The sequence below is a fragment of the Pseudomonas japonica genome, from assembly GCF_013522925.1.
GTDB classification, from domain to species: Bacteria; Pseudomonadota; Gammaproteobacteria; order Pseudomonadales; family Pseudomonadaceae; genus Aquipseudomonas; species Aquipseudomonas japonica_A.
In genome coordinates, this window is sequence record NZ_JAAMQU010000007.1 from 165687 (window position 1) to 179865 (window position 14179).

Below are 14179 nucleotides of genomic sequence, written 5' to 3' on the forward strand. Positions count from 1 at the left end.
ACGACAGCAGTACCGTACAAATGAATGTCAAGGACACCCCGATGCACTGCCCGGCCGGTAAAGTAGTTACGGGGATGCAAATGAGGGAAGAGTTCGGCTCAGCGATCGCTACCTTAAATTGTTCCCGTTTGAAAAATGCCTCTGGAACACTGCAACTAAACGTCGCCGATACAAGAGAAAGCAACCGCTGGGTCGACACCAATCAGCACAACAGCATTTGCGAGCGGCCAAACATGCGCGGCCCGACATTCCTGCTTTCATCACCCAATCGCTTCCTTACCGGCCTGGACCTGGCGAGCCATGAAACCATGTGGTTCTGTTCTGAAGTAACGCCAGGGCCAATTTAGTAAGCCGCCATATCCGCCACCCACTGCGCTTCATCAAGCACCCGCACTCCCAACTGTTGCGCCTTGGCCAGCTTGCTCCCCGCCCCAGGCCCTGCCACCACGGTATGGGTCTTGGCGGAGACGGACCCCGCCACTTTGGCGCCCAGGGCTTCGAGCTTTTCCTTGGCCGCCTCGCGGGTCATGGTTTCCAGAGTGCCAGTGAGCACCCAGGTTTGCCCCGCCAGGGGCAGCCCTTCCACCGTTCGCCTGGCGCTGCTCCAATGCATGCCGAAGTCTCGTAGTTGCGCCTCCACCGCCAAGGCAGCATCACGCCGCGCGGGGTCGGCGAAGTAGGTGCGCAGGGCTTCGGCGGCGCGTTCGTTCACGGTTTGCCGCAGGTCGAGCCAGTCTGCCTCGGCCAGGGCCTGCAGCGAACCGAAGCGCTCGGCCAGCTTCTGCGCAGCGCCAGGGCCTACATAAGGGATTTCCAGCTTGGCCACCAGGCCATCGAAGGTCGTAGCCGCCGCATACTCCGCATGCAGCTCGCCCTCATCCTGCAGCACCACGCCGCGCTCCAGCAGTTGGGCGATTACGGTGCGGTTGTGTTCCTCTTCGAAGAAGTGGCCGATTTCGTAGGCGACTTCGCTGCCAATGTCCGGCAGGTACGTGAGCACCAGGGGAAGCGCGGCCATGATCCGCTGCAGGCTGCCCAGCGAACGGGCCAGCACCTTGGCGGTCTCCTCGCCTACATCGGGGATGCCCAAGGCGAAGATAAAGCGTGCCAATGAAGGCTTGCGGCTGGCGTCGATGGCGGCGATCAGGTTGCGGCTGGAGATTTCGGCAAAGCCTTCCAGGCCAAGTACCTGTTCCTGGGTGAGCTGGTACAGGTCGGCTGGCGAGCGCACCAGGCCGGTATCCACCAGTTGCTCGACGATCTTGTCGCCCAGGCCGTCGATGTCCATGGCCCGGCGGGACACAAAGTGAATAATCGCCTGCTTGAGCTGCGCCGCGCAGGCCAGGCGGCCCACACAGCGATACACCGCGCCCTCCGTCACCACCTGCTTGCCCTTGCTGCGCTTGATCAGCTGAGTGCGCTCCACCTCCGAGCCGCACACCGGGCAGTGAGTGGGCACGGCGACAGGCTGTGCATCGGGCGGGCGGCGTTCCAGTACCACTTGCATCACCTGCGGGATCACGTCGCCAGCACGGCGGATGATCACCGTGTCGCCGATCATCACACCCAGTCGGGCCACTTCGTCCATGTTATGCAGGGTGGCATTGGCCACGGTCACACCCGCGACCTTCACCGGCTTGAGCCGGGCGACCGGTGTAACGGCACCGGTGCGCCCCACCTGAAATTCCACGCCCAGCAGCTCGGTGAGCTCTTCCATGGCGGGGAATTTATGCGCGATGGCCCAACGCGGTTCACGTGAGCGGAAGCCCAGCTCGCGCTGCGCCGCGATGTTGTTGACCTTGAACACCACGCCGTCGATTTCGTAGGCGAGCGCGTTCCGCCGCTCACCGATGGTGTGATAGTAGGCCAGGCATTCCTGCGGCCCCTTGGCCAGCTTCAGCTCATGGCTGATGGGCAGGCCCCACTGTTGCAGCTGTTTGAGGTTGCCGATATGGGTGTCGGCAATGTCGTGGCTGACCTGGCCGATGCCGTAGCAGCAGAACTCCAGCGGGCGGCTGGCGGTGATGCGCGAATCCAGCTGGCGCAGGCTCCCGGCAGCAGCGTTTCGGGGGTTGGCGAAGGTCTTGCCACCCGCCTCGGCCTGGGTGGCGTTCAAGCGCTCGAAGCCGGCCTTGCTCATGTACACCTCGCCGCGCACTTCCAGGGTCGCGGGCCAGCCGCTGCCCTTGAGCTTGAGAGGGATGTTGCGCACGGTGCGTACGTTGGCGCTGATGTCCTCGCCCGTAGCGCCATCCCCGCGGGTGGCGCCTCGCTGTAACTGCCCGTCCACGTACAACAGGCTCACTGCCAAGCCGTCCAGCTTGGGCTCGCAGCTGTACTCGATCACTTGCCCCTTGTCGGCATCCAGGCCTTCCACTACGCGACGGTCGAAATCCAGCAGGTCCGTTTCAGCGAAGGCGTTGCCCAGGCTGAGCATGGGGATTTCGTGGCGGATCTGGCTGAAGGCCGTTTGCGCGCTGCCGCCTACCCGCTGCGTGGGTGAATCTGGCGTGATCAGCGTGGGGTTGTCCGCCTCCAGCGCCTGCAGCTCGCGGAACAGGCGGTCGTACTCGGCGTCGGGCACGCTCGGCTCGTCCAGCACATAATAGCGGTAGTTGTGCTCGTCGAGTTCGGCGCGCAGTTCAAGGATTCGAGTCTGGGCAGTGGTCATCGGCAAAGGGTCCGGCCTGCGCGAGCGTACAAGTGCGCTTGCGGTTAAACGAAAGGGGTAAAAACCAAAAAAGCCAGCCCGCCGTTGGGCGAGTCTGGCTTTTCAACCATAGCGCGGGTCAGCGCTTCTGGGTGAGGGCGCGGCGCTCGAACTCCACGATGCGCTGGCGGTAGTGCTCGATGGTTTGCGCGGTAAGTACGCTGCGCTGGTCATCCTTGAGCTCGCCGTCCAGTTCGTGGGCCAGCTTGCGCGCCGCCGCCACCATCACTTCGAAGGCGGGCTTGGGATGGCGCGGGCCCGGCAGGCCCAGGAAGAAGCTCACGGCGCGGGTGGTGAAATGGTCGATGTCGTCCAGGTCGAACACGCCAGGTTTCACCGCGTTGGCCATGGAGAACAGCACCTCGCCGTTGCCGGCCATGCTTTCGTGGCGGTGGAAGATATCCATGTCACCGAAGCGCAGGCCGCTTTCAAGGATGTTCTGCAACAACGCAGGGCCCTTGAAGCCGTTCGGGTCGCGGGAAATCACATTGATTACCAGCACTTCTTCCACGGGCGCCGGCTCTTCGCCGAAGCCCTCGGCGTCATCCAGGCCAAAGTCTTCACGGGCGTTCATGCGCGGCTCGTCCACGGCCAGCTCGGTGACCCGGGGCGCTTCCTGCGGCTTGCGCCGGCGCGATTCGCGGCTGGGCGCGGTCATCGACGGCAGGTCGGTTTCGTCCAGTTGCGGTTCCTGATGGGTATCAAGTACTCGAGGTGGGCCAAGTACTTCAGTTGGCCCCTCTTCGTCCGGCAGGTTGGAAAAACTGCGATCCAGCCTGAACTTGAGCTTACCCTTGCCGCCGCGCATGCGGCGCCAGCCGTCGAAAAGAATGCCGGCAATCACGATGATGCCGATGACGATCAGCCACTCGCGCAGACCGATTTCCATGAAGTCCTGTGCCTCGAAAAAGATGTCAAAAATGGGTTAGGTAAAAAACCCTTTAAAACGTAGCCCCAAGCCTATGTTCTGGTTGGTGTTTTTGCCACGCGTATAAAAATATGAACAATAAACTAGCACGACCAAAGGCAACTTTACACCGTCCGCGTCATGTGTTTTAGCTCCAACGCTTGCCGCTTGCCTCAGGCATCGACCATTGCCAGTGCCTCTTCCACGTCTACCGCCACCAGCCTTGAGCAGCCCGGCTCATGCATGGTTACGCCCATCAGCTGATCGGCCATCTCCATGGCGATCTTGTTGTGGGTGATGTAAATGAACTGCACGGTCTGCGACATTTCCTTCACCAGGCGGGCGTAACGTCCTACGTTGGCGTCATCCAGCGGTGCATCCACTTCATCCAGCATGCAAAACGGTGCCGGATTGAGCTGGAAGATCGAAAACACAAGCGCCAACGCCGTCAGGGCTTTTTCCCCACCGGACAGCAAGTGAATGGTGCTGTTCTTCTTGCCAGGCGGCCGGGCCATGATTGTGACCCCTGTATCGAGTAAATCTTCGCCGGTCAGTTCCAAATAAGCGCTACCGCCGCCAAATACCTTTGGAAACAACGCCTGCAGGCCGTTATTGATCTGGTCGAAAGTGTCCTTGAAGCGGTTACGGGTTTCGCGGTCGATCTTGCCGATCACACTTTCCAGCGTGGCCAGGGCCTCGACCAGGTCTGCGTCCTGCGCGTCCAGGTAGCGCTTGCGCTCGGACTGCTGGCGATACTCCTCGATGGCGGCCAAGTTGATCGCCCCCAGGCGATTGATGCGCGCATCCAGCAGTTGCAGCGCTTCTTCGGCGGCGGCCTCGGTGGCGTCGGCGGCCAAGGTTTGCAATACCCCGTTCAGGTCGTAGCCGTCCGCATGAAGCTGTTCCTGCAAGGCCTTGCGGCGCACGCTCAGGCCTTGCCATTCAAGCCGGTGCTGCTCCATTTGCCCACGCAGCAACTGCGACTGTTGCTCGGCATGGGTGCGGCGTTTTTCCGCGTCGCGCAGCTCGCGGTCGGCGTCGTCAAGCGCGGCGCGAGCGGTGCGCATGTCCTCGTCCGCAGCCAGGCGCTGCTCCAGCAAGCCTTCGAGGGTAAGGCGGAACTCTTCGAGCGGGGCCTCGCCCTCCTCCAGGTTGAGGCTCAGTTGTTCCTGCCGTTCTACCAGCCTGGCCGATTGCAGTTCCAACCGTTCCAATGCCTGTCGCGTAGAGTTGTGCTGCGCTCGCAGTGAGCCCAGCCGCAGCGCCAATTGATGTGCGCTGTCTTTGTGCTGCCGGGCTTCGTGGCGCACCTGATCGAGGCGTTCACGCAGGCTTTCTCGCGCGGCTGCCAGGGTGTCGCGTTGCCCGGTGTCCTCGGCCATGGCATCCAGCGCTTCCTGCAACAGCAGGCGGCATTCACCGATGGCTTCGGTTTCCATGGCGCGCTGCTCGGCCAGCTCGGTGGTTTCCTCGTCGAGCCGGCGGCGGCGCAAGGCCAGTTGCTCGGCGCGCGCCTGGCTGGCGGAGCGCCGCGCCTTGAGTTCACCCAATTGCCGGGCTTCGTCCTGAAGCCTGCGGCGCACGTGTTCGCGGGCCTGCTCGGCATCCTGCTGTGCCTGGCGCGCTTCGCTCAACCGTTGTTCAAGCTCGGCTTGCACCGCTTCAGCGGCTTCGCGGGTGGCGTGCAGCGTTTCCAGTTCATGAGCACGGGCCAGCACACCGCCTTGAGCATCATTGCCGCGGCTTACCCGCAGGAAATGCCGGCCTACCCAGTAACCGTCACGGGTGGCCAGGCTTTCACCCGGCGCCAGGCTGCCACGCAGGGCAAGCGCGGCGTCCAGGGTATCGACCGGGCGTACCTGGCCCAGCCAGGCCGAGAGGTCTACCGGGCCGCTCGCTTTTTCCAGCAGGCTGCCGGCCAACGCCGGAGTCGGTACCGCCTGGGCAAGCCGCAGCTCGCCGCCATCGAAGGTAGGTAGGCCATCGGCAGCCAGGTCCTGGAGCAGCACGGCCTGCAAGTCGGCACCCAGCACCGCCTCCACGGCCTGCTCCCAACCCGCTTCCACGCGCAAGCCTTCAGCCAGGCGGGGTTGCGTTTGCAGGCCCTGATCGCGCAGCCAGTCGCTCACGCCGCCGGCCGGGTTCAGTGCGGCCTGTTGCAATGCCTCCAACGAAGCCAGCCGGCCGCCCAGCCGTTGCAGCTCGCCCTGCCCTGCCTGTTGCTGCTGGCCGAGGGCGTGCAGTTCTTCGCGCAAGGCTTCCAATTGTTCGCCTTGCTGCTGCTCCTCGGCCTGCAACTCCTCCATCAGCATTTCGGCGGCAGCCAGTTGCTCGTTCAGCTCCACGATGGCGGCATCTTCAGGGTCGGCCGCCAGGCCCGCGAGTTCTTCGGCCAACCGGCGCTGGCGCTCGGCCAGGCGTTCGAGGCTTTGCTCCAGTTGTTGCAAACGCGCCTGTTGCACTTCGGCCTGGCGGCGCGGCTCGGCGGAGCGGGTGTTGAAAGCGTCCCATTGTTCCTGCCAGCCTTGCATGGCGGCTTCTGCGGCCTCCAGCGCCGCGGCGCTTTCTTCGGCGGCAGCGGCGGCGATGGCCTGTTCGGGCTCCAGCATGTCCAGTTCTTCGCCGAGGGTGGCGAGCAGCGTCTGGTCGTGGCCCAGGTGGGAGTCGGTCTCCTGGCGAGCACGCTCGGCTTCGCGCAGGTCATCCTGCAACTGGCGCAGCCGTTGCTGGCCATGCTGGATGCTCTGCTCTACCCGTGCGATATCGCCGCCCACGGAATAGAAGCGTGCCTGCACCTGATTGAAGCGCTCGGAGAGCTCGTGGTGGCCGTCCCGCAGCCGTTCGATGCTGGCGTCGGCGCTGCGCTGGTCGGCCACCAGCGCCTCGAAGCCCACTTCCTGCTCACCGATGATGCTCTCGCGCTGGGCGACCAGTTCGTCCAGGGCACGCCAGCGCAGGGCCGACAGCTGGGCCTTGAGCTGGCGCTCCTCGGCCTTGTATTCCTGGTACTTCTCTGCGGCCTGGGCCTGACGATGCAGCCGCTCCAGCTGGCGGTCCAGCTCCTCGCGAAGGTCGGTGAGGCGCTCGAGGTTTTCCTGAGTGCGGCGGATACGGCTTTCGGTTTCGCGCCGGCGCTCCTTGTACTTGGAAATGCCAGCGGCTTCCTCGATGAAGTTGCGCAGCTCCTCGGGCCGCGCCTCGATCAGCCGCGAAATCATGCCTTGCTCGATGATCGAATAGCTGCGCGCGCCAAGGCCGGTGCCCAGGAAGATGTCGGTGATGTCCCGCCGGCGGCACTTGGTGCCGTTGAGGTAATAGGTGTTCTGCCCGTCGCGGGTGACCTTGCGGCGAATGGAAATCTCGGCATAGGCGGCATATTCGCCGATCAACGTGGTTTCGGCGTTATCGAACACCAGTTCGATGCTGGCCTGGCTGACGGGCTTGCGGCTGGTGGAGCCGTTGAAGATCACGTCCGTCATGGACTCGCCACGCAGGTTTTTCGCCGAGCTTTCGCCCATTACCCAGCGCACCGCGTCGATGATGTTGGACTTTCCGCAGCCATTGGGGCCCACCACCGCCGCCATATTGCTGGGGAAGTTGACCGTGGTGGGGTCTACGAAGGACTTGAACCCCGCCAGGCGGATGCATTTGAGGCGCATGTCAGGCCGGGCCCAGGGCGGCCAGCACCAGTTGGCAGCTCAGCTCGCAGTACGCCTGCAGCTGGCGCCGAATGCTCGCCTGGTCGCGGGCACGCACCGCCGTCAGCAGGCCATCGAACAGCTCCAGGTAATCGGCCATCACGGCCTTGCGCTGTTCCAGAGCCAGGTAGTAGTTGCGGTTCATCGCCGGCTGCAGGTTCTCGACCGTTTCGCGCAGGTAAGGGTTGTTGGCGAACGGATACGCCGCGCGCATCACATTGAAGCTATCGTCAACAAAGGCCTGGATCGCATTGGCCTCGGCGCTGGCCCGCAACCGCTGTTGCAGCGCCAGGAAGGGCGCGAGGTCGGCTTCGCTGCGCCAATGCTCGGCCACTGCGTAGCCCAGCAGGATGTACAACTCACCCATGAGGGTGCACAGGCTGCGCACATGGTGGGCATTGAGCTCGCTCACGTGGGCGCCGCGCCGCGCCAGGATCACCACCAGGTGCCGCCGCTCGAGGATCAGCAACGCTTCGCGCACCGAGCCGCGGCTCACGTCCAGCGCCTGGGTTACTTTCTGCTCCTGGATGCGTTCGCCGGGGCGCAGCTCGCCGCGCACGATGCGGTCGGCCAGGTGGCGGGCAATCTGCTCGGCGAGGCTGTCCGAGGCCTTGAACGTCATGATGGTCTCTGCGGGTCCGGGAAATGCGCAAGGCGGCGATTGTATAGCAAATACTGGCCGGCTGAAGGGGGCGAACTGGCACGAAATACGCTTGATCTCCTTCAGGCCGTCGAACCTGACTCAAAGGTCAGAAAATTATTGACCTTCCAGTCAACCCGCTACTACATTCGCCGAGCCCTTACGAATACCGCCACAGCTTGCGAGGTCGCCCGTGATCCAGTTCCTGCTTGACCACCAGCTGTGTTCCGAGGAGCACCTGGACCCGAACCTTACCGTACTGCAATACCTGCGCGAGCAGCGCAACCGGCGTGGTACCAAGGAAGGCTGCGGCACGGGTGATTGCGGCGCCTGCACGGTGGTGCTGGGCGAGCTGGTGGCCCAGGCAGACGGTACGCCGGGCCTGCGCTATCGCAGCGTGAATGCTTGCCTCACCTTCATTGCCACCCTGCATGGCAAACAGCTGATCACCGTGGAAGACCTCAAACAGCGAGGGCAACTGCATAGCGTTCAGCAGGCCATGGTGGACTGCCACGGTTCCCAGTGCGGCTTTTGCACGCCGGGCTTTGTGATGAGCCTGTTCGCCCTGCAAAAGAACTGCCCCGGTGCCGACACACCGGCCATTCACGAAGCACTGGGCGGCAACCTCTGCCGCTGTACGGGCTACCGGCCTATCGTGGAAGCCGCAGCTCAAGCCTGCGCCAGCCCGGCTGCGGACAGCTTCGATGCAGGCGAGGCCGCCACGGTCGCACAACTGCAGGCCATAGCTGCGCAGGGTCCCGGCGAACTCAGCGGCAGCAGCGCGCGCTGCCTGGTACCGACCGACCTTGCCACGCTGGCCCATGCCTACGCCGACGACCCACAGGCCCGGCTATTCGCTGGTGGCACCGACCTGGCACTTGAGGTGACCCAGCAACACCGCCCCCTGACCTCGATGATTTACCTGGGCCAGGTGCCTGAGCTGCGGCAGATCACGGCCACCGAACACACACTAACCCTCGGCGCAGCCACACCGCTCACCGACTGCTACGCCGCGCTGGCTGAGGATTATCCGGACTTCGGCGCGCTGTTGCACCGTTTTGCCTCATTGCAGGTACGCAACCAGGGCACGCTGGGGGGCAACATTGGCAACGCCTCCCCCATCGGGGACGCACCGCCGCTGCTGCTGGCGCTAGGCGCTTCGCTACTGTTGCGCCATGGCGACACACAACGGGAGTTGCCATTGGAAGACTTCTATCTGGACTACCGCATCACGGCCCGCCAGCCCGGCGAGCTCATCGAGGCGGTGAAGGTGCCGCGCCCGGCTGCAGACGGCTGGTTCCGCGCTTACAAAGTGTCCAAGCGCCTGGACGACGACATCTCAGCCGTGTGCGCTGCCTTCAATCTCACCGTGGAACACGGCCAGGTTATCAGCGCCCGTATCGCTTACGGCGGGATGGCCGCCATCCCCAAGCGGGCCTACGCATGCGAAGCCGCCCTACAGGGCCAGCCGTGGACCACTGCCAGCATCGAAGCAGCTTGCCAGGCCCTCGCCGAAGACTTCACCCCCCTCAGCGACCTGCGCGCCAGCAGCCAGTACCGCCTGCTGGTGGCCCAGAACCTTCTGCGTAAATGCCTGATCGAAACCCATACACCTGACCTTCCGACCCGGGTGGCCGCTCATGTCTGATTCCCACACTCACGCATTGACCGAGCAAGAGCTGGCCGAGGCGTTCCGCCAGGGCATCGCTACCGGCGTTGGCCGCAGCGTGCGCCATGAAAGCGCCGAGAAGCACGTGAGCGGCGAAGCCCAGTACATTGATGACCGCCTGGAATTCCCCAACCAGCTGCATGTGTACGCACGGCTGTCGGAGCGCGCCCACGCCCGATTGCTGAAGGTGGATACCTCGCCCTGCCTGGCGATCCCCGGCGTGCGGCTGGTCATCACCCATGAAGACCTGCCCGCCCTCAAGGATATTGGCCCGCTGGTGCCAGGGGACCCGCTACTGGCCATCGACAAGGTGGAATACGTGGGCCAGCCGGTGCTGGCAGTGGCTGCCTGCGACCTGGAAACCGCCCGCCGCGCCGCCATGGCGGCGGTGATTGAATATGAAGAGCTTGAGCCTGTATTGGACGTGGTGGAGGCCCTGCGCAAGCGCCACTTCGTACTGGACAGCCATACCCACCAGCGTGGTGACAGCACCGCAGCGCTGGCCACCGCACCCCACCGCCTGCAAGGCACCCTGCACATTGGTGGCCAGGAACACTTTTACCTGGAAACCCAGGTGGCCTCGGTAATGCCGGGCGAAGACGGCAGCATGCTGGTGTACTCCTCCACCCAAAACCCCACCGAGGTGCAGAAACTGGTGGCCGAAGTGTTGGGCGTGCCGATGGCCAAGGTGGTGGTGGACATGCGCCGCATGGGTGGTGGCTTCGGCGGCAAGGAAACCCAGGCTGCCGGCCCTGCCTGCCTGTGCGCGATCATTGCCCGCCTTACCGGGCAACCTACCAAGATGCGCCTGCTGCGCGGCGATGACATGGCCATGACGGGCAAGCGTCACCCCTTCTATGTGGAATATGACGTCGGCTTCGACGACAGAGGTCGCTTGCATGGCATTGCCATGGACCTGGCCGGCAATTGCGGCTATTCGCCCGATCTGTCTGCCTCCATCGTCGACCGGGCCATGTTTCACGCCGACAACGCCTATTACCTGGGCGACGCCACCATCAATGGCCACCGCTGCAAGACCCACACCGCCTCCAATACGGCCTATCGCGGGTTCGGCGGCCCGCAGGGCATGGTGGCCATCGAAGAGGTGATGGACCGCATCGCCCGGTACTTGCAGCTGGACCCGCTGGCAGTGCGCAAGGCCAACTACTATGGCAAGCACGACCGCAACGTGACCCACTATTACCAGACGGTGGAGCACAACCTGATCGAGGAAATGACCGCCGACCTCGAAGCCCGGGCCGATTACGCCACCCGGCGCGAGGCCATCACGGCGTTCAATGCCCACAGCCCGGTGCTGAAAAAAGGCCTGGCGCTGACCCCGGTAAAATTCGGAATATCGTTCACGGCCAGCTTCCTCAACCAGGCCGGCGCGCTGTTGCACATCTACACCGACGGCAGCCTGCAGCTGAATCACGGCGGCACCGAAATGGGCCAGGGCCTCAATACCAAGGTGGCTCAGGTGGTCGCGCAGGTGTTCCAGGTGGACATCAGCCGGATCGAAATCACCGCTACCCATACCGGCAAGGTGCCAAATACCTCGCCCACGGCAGCGTCCAGTGGCGCCGACCTCAACGGCAAGGCGGCACAGAATGCCGCGCTGACTCTGCGTCAGCGGTTGGTGGACTTTGCCGCTACCCATTGGCGGGTAAGCGCCGAAGACGTGGTGTTCAGCAACGGCATGGTGCGGGTGCGCGAACAGCTGATGACCTTCGAGGCGTTGGTGCAGCTGGCGTATTTCAATCAGGTGTCGCTGTCGAGTACAGGCTTTTACAAGACCCCGAAGATCTTCTACGACCGTTCCCTGGCCAAAGGCCGGCCGTTCTACTACTTCGCCTTCGGGGTCGCGTGCAGTGAAGTGCTGGTGGATGTATTGACTGGTGAATACAAGCTCACGCGGGTAGACATCCTTCACGACGTAGGGGCCTCTCTGAACCCGGCGATCGACATCGGCCAGGTGGAAGGCGGTTTTATCCAGGGCCTGGGCTGGCTTACCTGCGAAGAGCTGGTGTGGAACGACAAAGGCCGCCTGCTCACCAATGGGCCGGCCAGCTACAAGATCCCTACCGTGGCCGACGTACCGGAAGCGTTCAACGTGCACTTGGTGGAAAACCGCAAGAACCCCGAAGACACGGTATTCCACTCCAAGGCCGTGGGCGAGCCGCCGTTCATGCTGGGCATCAGCGCCTGGTGTGCGATCAAGGACGCGGTGGCCAGCCTGGCCAACTATCAGGTGCAGCCGGCGCTGGACGCCCCTGCCACGCCTGAACGGGTGCTGTTGGCCTGCCAGGCGCTGCGCGAGATCCAGCCCTCCCCCGTTCCCGTCAAACAACCCGCGGAGGCCTGAACCATGACCGACTGGATCAGCGCCCTGGCCGAGCTGCATGCCGCTGGCGAACCCTGCGTATTGGTTACCTTGATCGAGGAACGAGGCTCTACGCCGCGCAACGCTGGGGCGAAGATGGTGGTCACCGCCACCACCGCCTACGACACCATCGGCGGCGGCAACCTCGAATTCAAAACCCTGGCCATGGCCCGGGAGCTGCTTGCCGAGGGCTCGAGGCAATCCCGCCTGGAGCGCTTCAGCCTCGGCGCCAGCCTGGGCCAATGCTGTGGCGGCGCGGCAGTGGTATTGCTCGAACCGCTGGGCCAGCCCCAGGCCCATATCACCGTATTCGGTGCCGGCCATGTAGGCCGCGCGCTGGTGCCGCTGCTGGCCAGCCTGCCCTGCCGAGTGCGCTGGGTGGACGCCCGCGCCCAGGAATTTCCGCCCGTGCTGCCCGCGGGGGTGGAAGCGATCGTCAACGACGACCCGCTAGAAGAAGTAGACCGCATGCGCCCGGGCAGTTATTGCCTGGTCATGACCCACGATCACCAGCTGGACCTTGCCTTGAGCGAGGCCATCCTGCGCCGCAACGACACCCACTGGTTTGGCCTGATCGGGTCGAAAACCAAACGCGCACGTTTCGAGCACCGCCTGCGAGATCGCGGCATTCCTCCCGAAACGCTTGCGCGCATGCGCTGCCCGGTCGGATTGGCGCCCGTGAAGGGCAAGCTGCCAATGGAAATTGCAGTCTCTGTCGCCGCCGAAATCATTTCACTTTATAACGCACGCTTCGGCGAAGGCATCCAGGGCGGGGAAACCCTTGCCCGGTTGCTGCCGCAGTCGCGGCGTACTTCCACTGCAGGACAGCACCTTTCATGACTTCAACCCGTAAAGCTTACCGTGCCGGCCTGTTGCACAGCCTGGGCGACCCTGTTGAACTCGGCATCGATGCCTCGTACCAGTACATCAGCGATGGCCTGCTGGTAGTGGAGGACGGAAAAATCGCCGCCATGGGCGAGGCCGCCGACCTGTTGCCCAGCCTGGAGGCGGATACCCCGGTCGAGCACTTCGAAAATGCGTTGATCACGCCCGGCTTCGTCGACACCCATATCCACCTGCCGCAAACCGGCATGATCGGCGCGTACGGCGAGCAACTGCTGGATTGGCTCAATACCTATACCTTCCCGTGCGAGCGCCAGTTCGAGGACAAGGCCCACGCTGACGATGTGGCGGCGCGCTTCCTGGCCGAGCTGCTGCGCAACGGCACCACCACTGCACTGGTGTTCGGCAGTGTGCACCCTGAGTCTGTGGATGCCTTGTTCGAAGCATCACAGCGGCTGAACCTGCGGATGATCGCCGGCAAAGTGATGATGGACCGCAACGCCCCGGATTACCTTACCGACACCGCCGAAAGCAGTTACACCCAAAGCAAAGCGTTGATCGAGCGCTGGCATGGCAAAGGCCGCTTGCACTACGCGGTGACGCCGCGGTTTGCGCCCACCAGCACACCTGAACAATTGGCCTTGGCGGGCCGGCTGCTGCGCGAGCACGACGGCTTGTACCTGCAAACGCATTTGAGCGAAAACCAGAAAGAAATCGAATGGGTGAAGGCGTTGTTCCCCGAGCGCACCGGCTACCTGGATGTGTATGACCATTACCAGCTGCTGGGCGAGCGCTCGGTGTTTGCCCACGGGGTTCACCTGTGCGACGCCGAGTGCGCGCGCCTGGCCGAAACCGGCTCGGCCATCGCCTTCTGCCCAACCTCCAACCTGTTCCTGGGCAGCGGCCTGTTCAACCTGCCCATGGCCGAGCAGCACAAGGTAAAAGTGGGCCTTGGCACTGATGTGGGCGGCGGTACCAGCTTCTCCATCCTGCAAACCCTGAACGAGGCCTACAAGGTGATGCAGATGCAGGGCGCGCGGCTCAGCCCGTTCAAATCCTTGTACCTGGCCACCCTGGGTGGCGCGCGTGCGTTGTCGCTGGAAGGCCGGATCGGCAGCCTCAGCCCTGGCCATGAAGCGGATTTTTTGGTGCTGGACCTCAACGCAACGCCGCTGTTGTCGTATCGCCTGGCGCAGGCGCGGGATATCGCCGAAACCCTCTTCGTGTTGATGACGCTGGGGGACGACCGCGTGGTCAAGCAAACCTTCGCCATGGGCGAGGTGGTGCATCGCCGATAACGGGCTATTTGAAATTCCGGATCGGGCGCTG

9 protein-coding genes are annotated in these 14179 nt (G+C 63.7%); 5 read left to right on the top strand and 4 right to left on the bottom strand.

Annotation, left to right across the window (positions count from 1 at the left end):
• The first annotated feature begins 20 nt into the window (after nucleotides 1-20).
• Nucleotides 21-347 (top strand): hypothetical protein, encoded by a 327-nt coding sequence (locus tag G7016_RS13320; protein ID WP_181114932.1) that lies wholly within the window; start codon nucleotides 21-23, stop codon nucleotides 345-347.
• On the opposite strand, the gene ligA is transcribed toward G7016_RS13320, so the two are convergent.
• The 4 genes from ligA to G7016_RS13340 form a co-directional block, all read right to left on the bottom strand.
• On the bottom strand, nucleotides 344-2671 hold the full coding sequence (ligA, locus tag G7016_RS13325; protein WP_181114934.1) for an NAD-dependent DNA ligase LigA: 2328 nt from the start codon (nucleotides 2669-2671) through the stop codon (nucleotides 344-346). The two genes, G7016_RS13320 and ligA, sit on opposite strands and share 4 nt — an antisense overlap.
• Before the next feature lie 118 nt (nucleotides 2672-2789).
• The gene (zipA, locus tag G7016_RS13330) at nucleotides 2790-3599 is read right to left on the bottom strand and encodes a cell division protein ZipA (RefSeq protein ID WP_181114936.1); all 810 of its coding nucleotides are present in this window, start codon (nucleotides 3597-3599) and stop codon (nucleotides 2790-2792) included.
• 191 nt (nucleotides 3600-3790) lie between these two features.
• Entirely contained in the window at nucleotides 3791-7276 is a 3486-nt protein-coding gene (gene smc / locus G7016_RS13335) for a chromosome segregation protein SMC (RefSeq protein WP_181114938.1), read from the bottom strand.
• A 1-nt stretch (nucleotide 7277) separates the two neighbouring features.
• The gene (locus G7016_RS13340) at nucleotides 7278-7937 is read right to left on the bottom strand and encodes a GntR family transcriptional regulator (RefSeq protein WP_181114940.1); all 660 of its coding nucleotides are present in this window, start codon (nucleotides 7935-7937) and stop codon (nucleotides 7278-7280) included.
• A gap of 211 nt (nucleotides 7938-8148) precedes the next feature.
• Here G7016_RS13340 and xdhA point away from each other — a divergent pair, with 211 nt between their 5' ends.
• From xdhA to guaD, 4 genes are read left to right on the top strand one after another with little or no spacing between them, the layout of a single operon-like run.
• Nucleotides 8149-9603, top strand: a complete 1455-nt coding sequence (xdhA, locus tag G7016_RS13345) for a xanthine dehydrogenase small subunit (protein WP_181114942.1) — start codon at nucleotides 8149-8151, stop codon at nucleotides 9601-9603.
• Nucleotides 9596-11989, top strand: a complete 2394-nt coding sequence (gene xdhB / locus G7016_RS13350; protein ID WP_181114944.1) for a xanthine dehydrogenase molybdopterin binding subunit — start codon at nucleotides 9596-9598, stop codon at nucleotides 11987-11989. Before xdhA ends, xdhB begins: the two co-directional genes overlap by 8 nt.
• A 3-nt stretch (nucleotides 11990-11992) precedes the next feature.
• Nucleotides 11993-12847: a xanthine dehydrogenase accessory protein XdhC gene (gene xdhC / locus G7016_RS13355; RefSeq protein ID WP_181114946.1), complete on the top strand. Its 855-nt coding sequence runs from the start codon at nucleotides 11993-11995 to the stop codon at nucleotides 12845-12847.
• A complete protein-coding gene (guaD, locus tag G7016_RS13360) occupies nucleotides 12844-14148 on the top strand; it encodes a guanine deaminase (RefSeq protein ID WP_181114948.1) in 1305 nt (434 codons plus the stop codon). Before xdhC ends, guaD begins: the two co-directional genes overlap by 4 nt.
• Nucleotides 14149-14179 lie beyond the last annotated feature (31 nt).

What these genes read in the sequence shown, in the direction of transcription:
- ligA (WP_181114934.1), bottom strand. Translation starts at nt 2,671, where the DNA reads ATGACCACTGCCCAGACTCGAATCCTTGAACTGCGCGCCGAACTCGAC.
- smc (WP_181114938.1), bottom strand. Translation starts at nt 7,276, where the DNA reads ATGCGCCTCAAATGCATCCGCCTGGCGGGGTTCAAGTCCTTCGTAGAC.
- zipA (WP_181114936.1), bottom strand. Translation starts at nt 3,599, where the DNA reads ATGGAAATCGGTCTGCGCGAGTGGCTGATCGTCATCGGCATCATCGTG.
- G7016_RS13340 (WP_181114940.1), bottom strand. Translation starts at nt 7,937, where the DNA reads ATGACGTTCAAGGCCTCGGACAGCCTCGCCGAGCAGATTGCCCGCCAC.
- xdhB (WP_181114944.1), top strand. Translation starts at nt 9,596, where the DNA reads ATGTCTGATTCCCACACTCACGCATTGACCGAGCAAGAGCTGGCCGAG.
- guaD (WP_181114948.1), top strand. Translation starts at nt 12,844, where the DNA reads ATGACTTCAACCCGTAAAGCTTACCGTGCCGGCCTGTTGCACAGCCTG.
- xdhC (WP_181114946.1), top strand. Translation starts at nt 11,993, where the DNA reads ATGACCGACTGGATCAGCGCCCTGGCCGAGCTGCATGCCGCTGGCGAA.
- G7016_RS13320 (WP_181114932.1), top strand. Translation starts at nt 21, where the DNA reads ATGAATGTCAAGGACACCCCGATGCACTGCCCGGCCGGTAAAGTAGTT.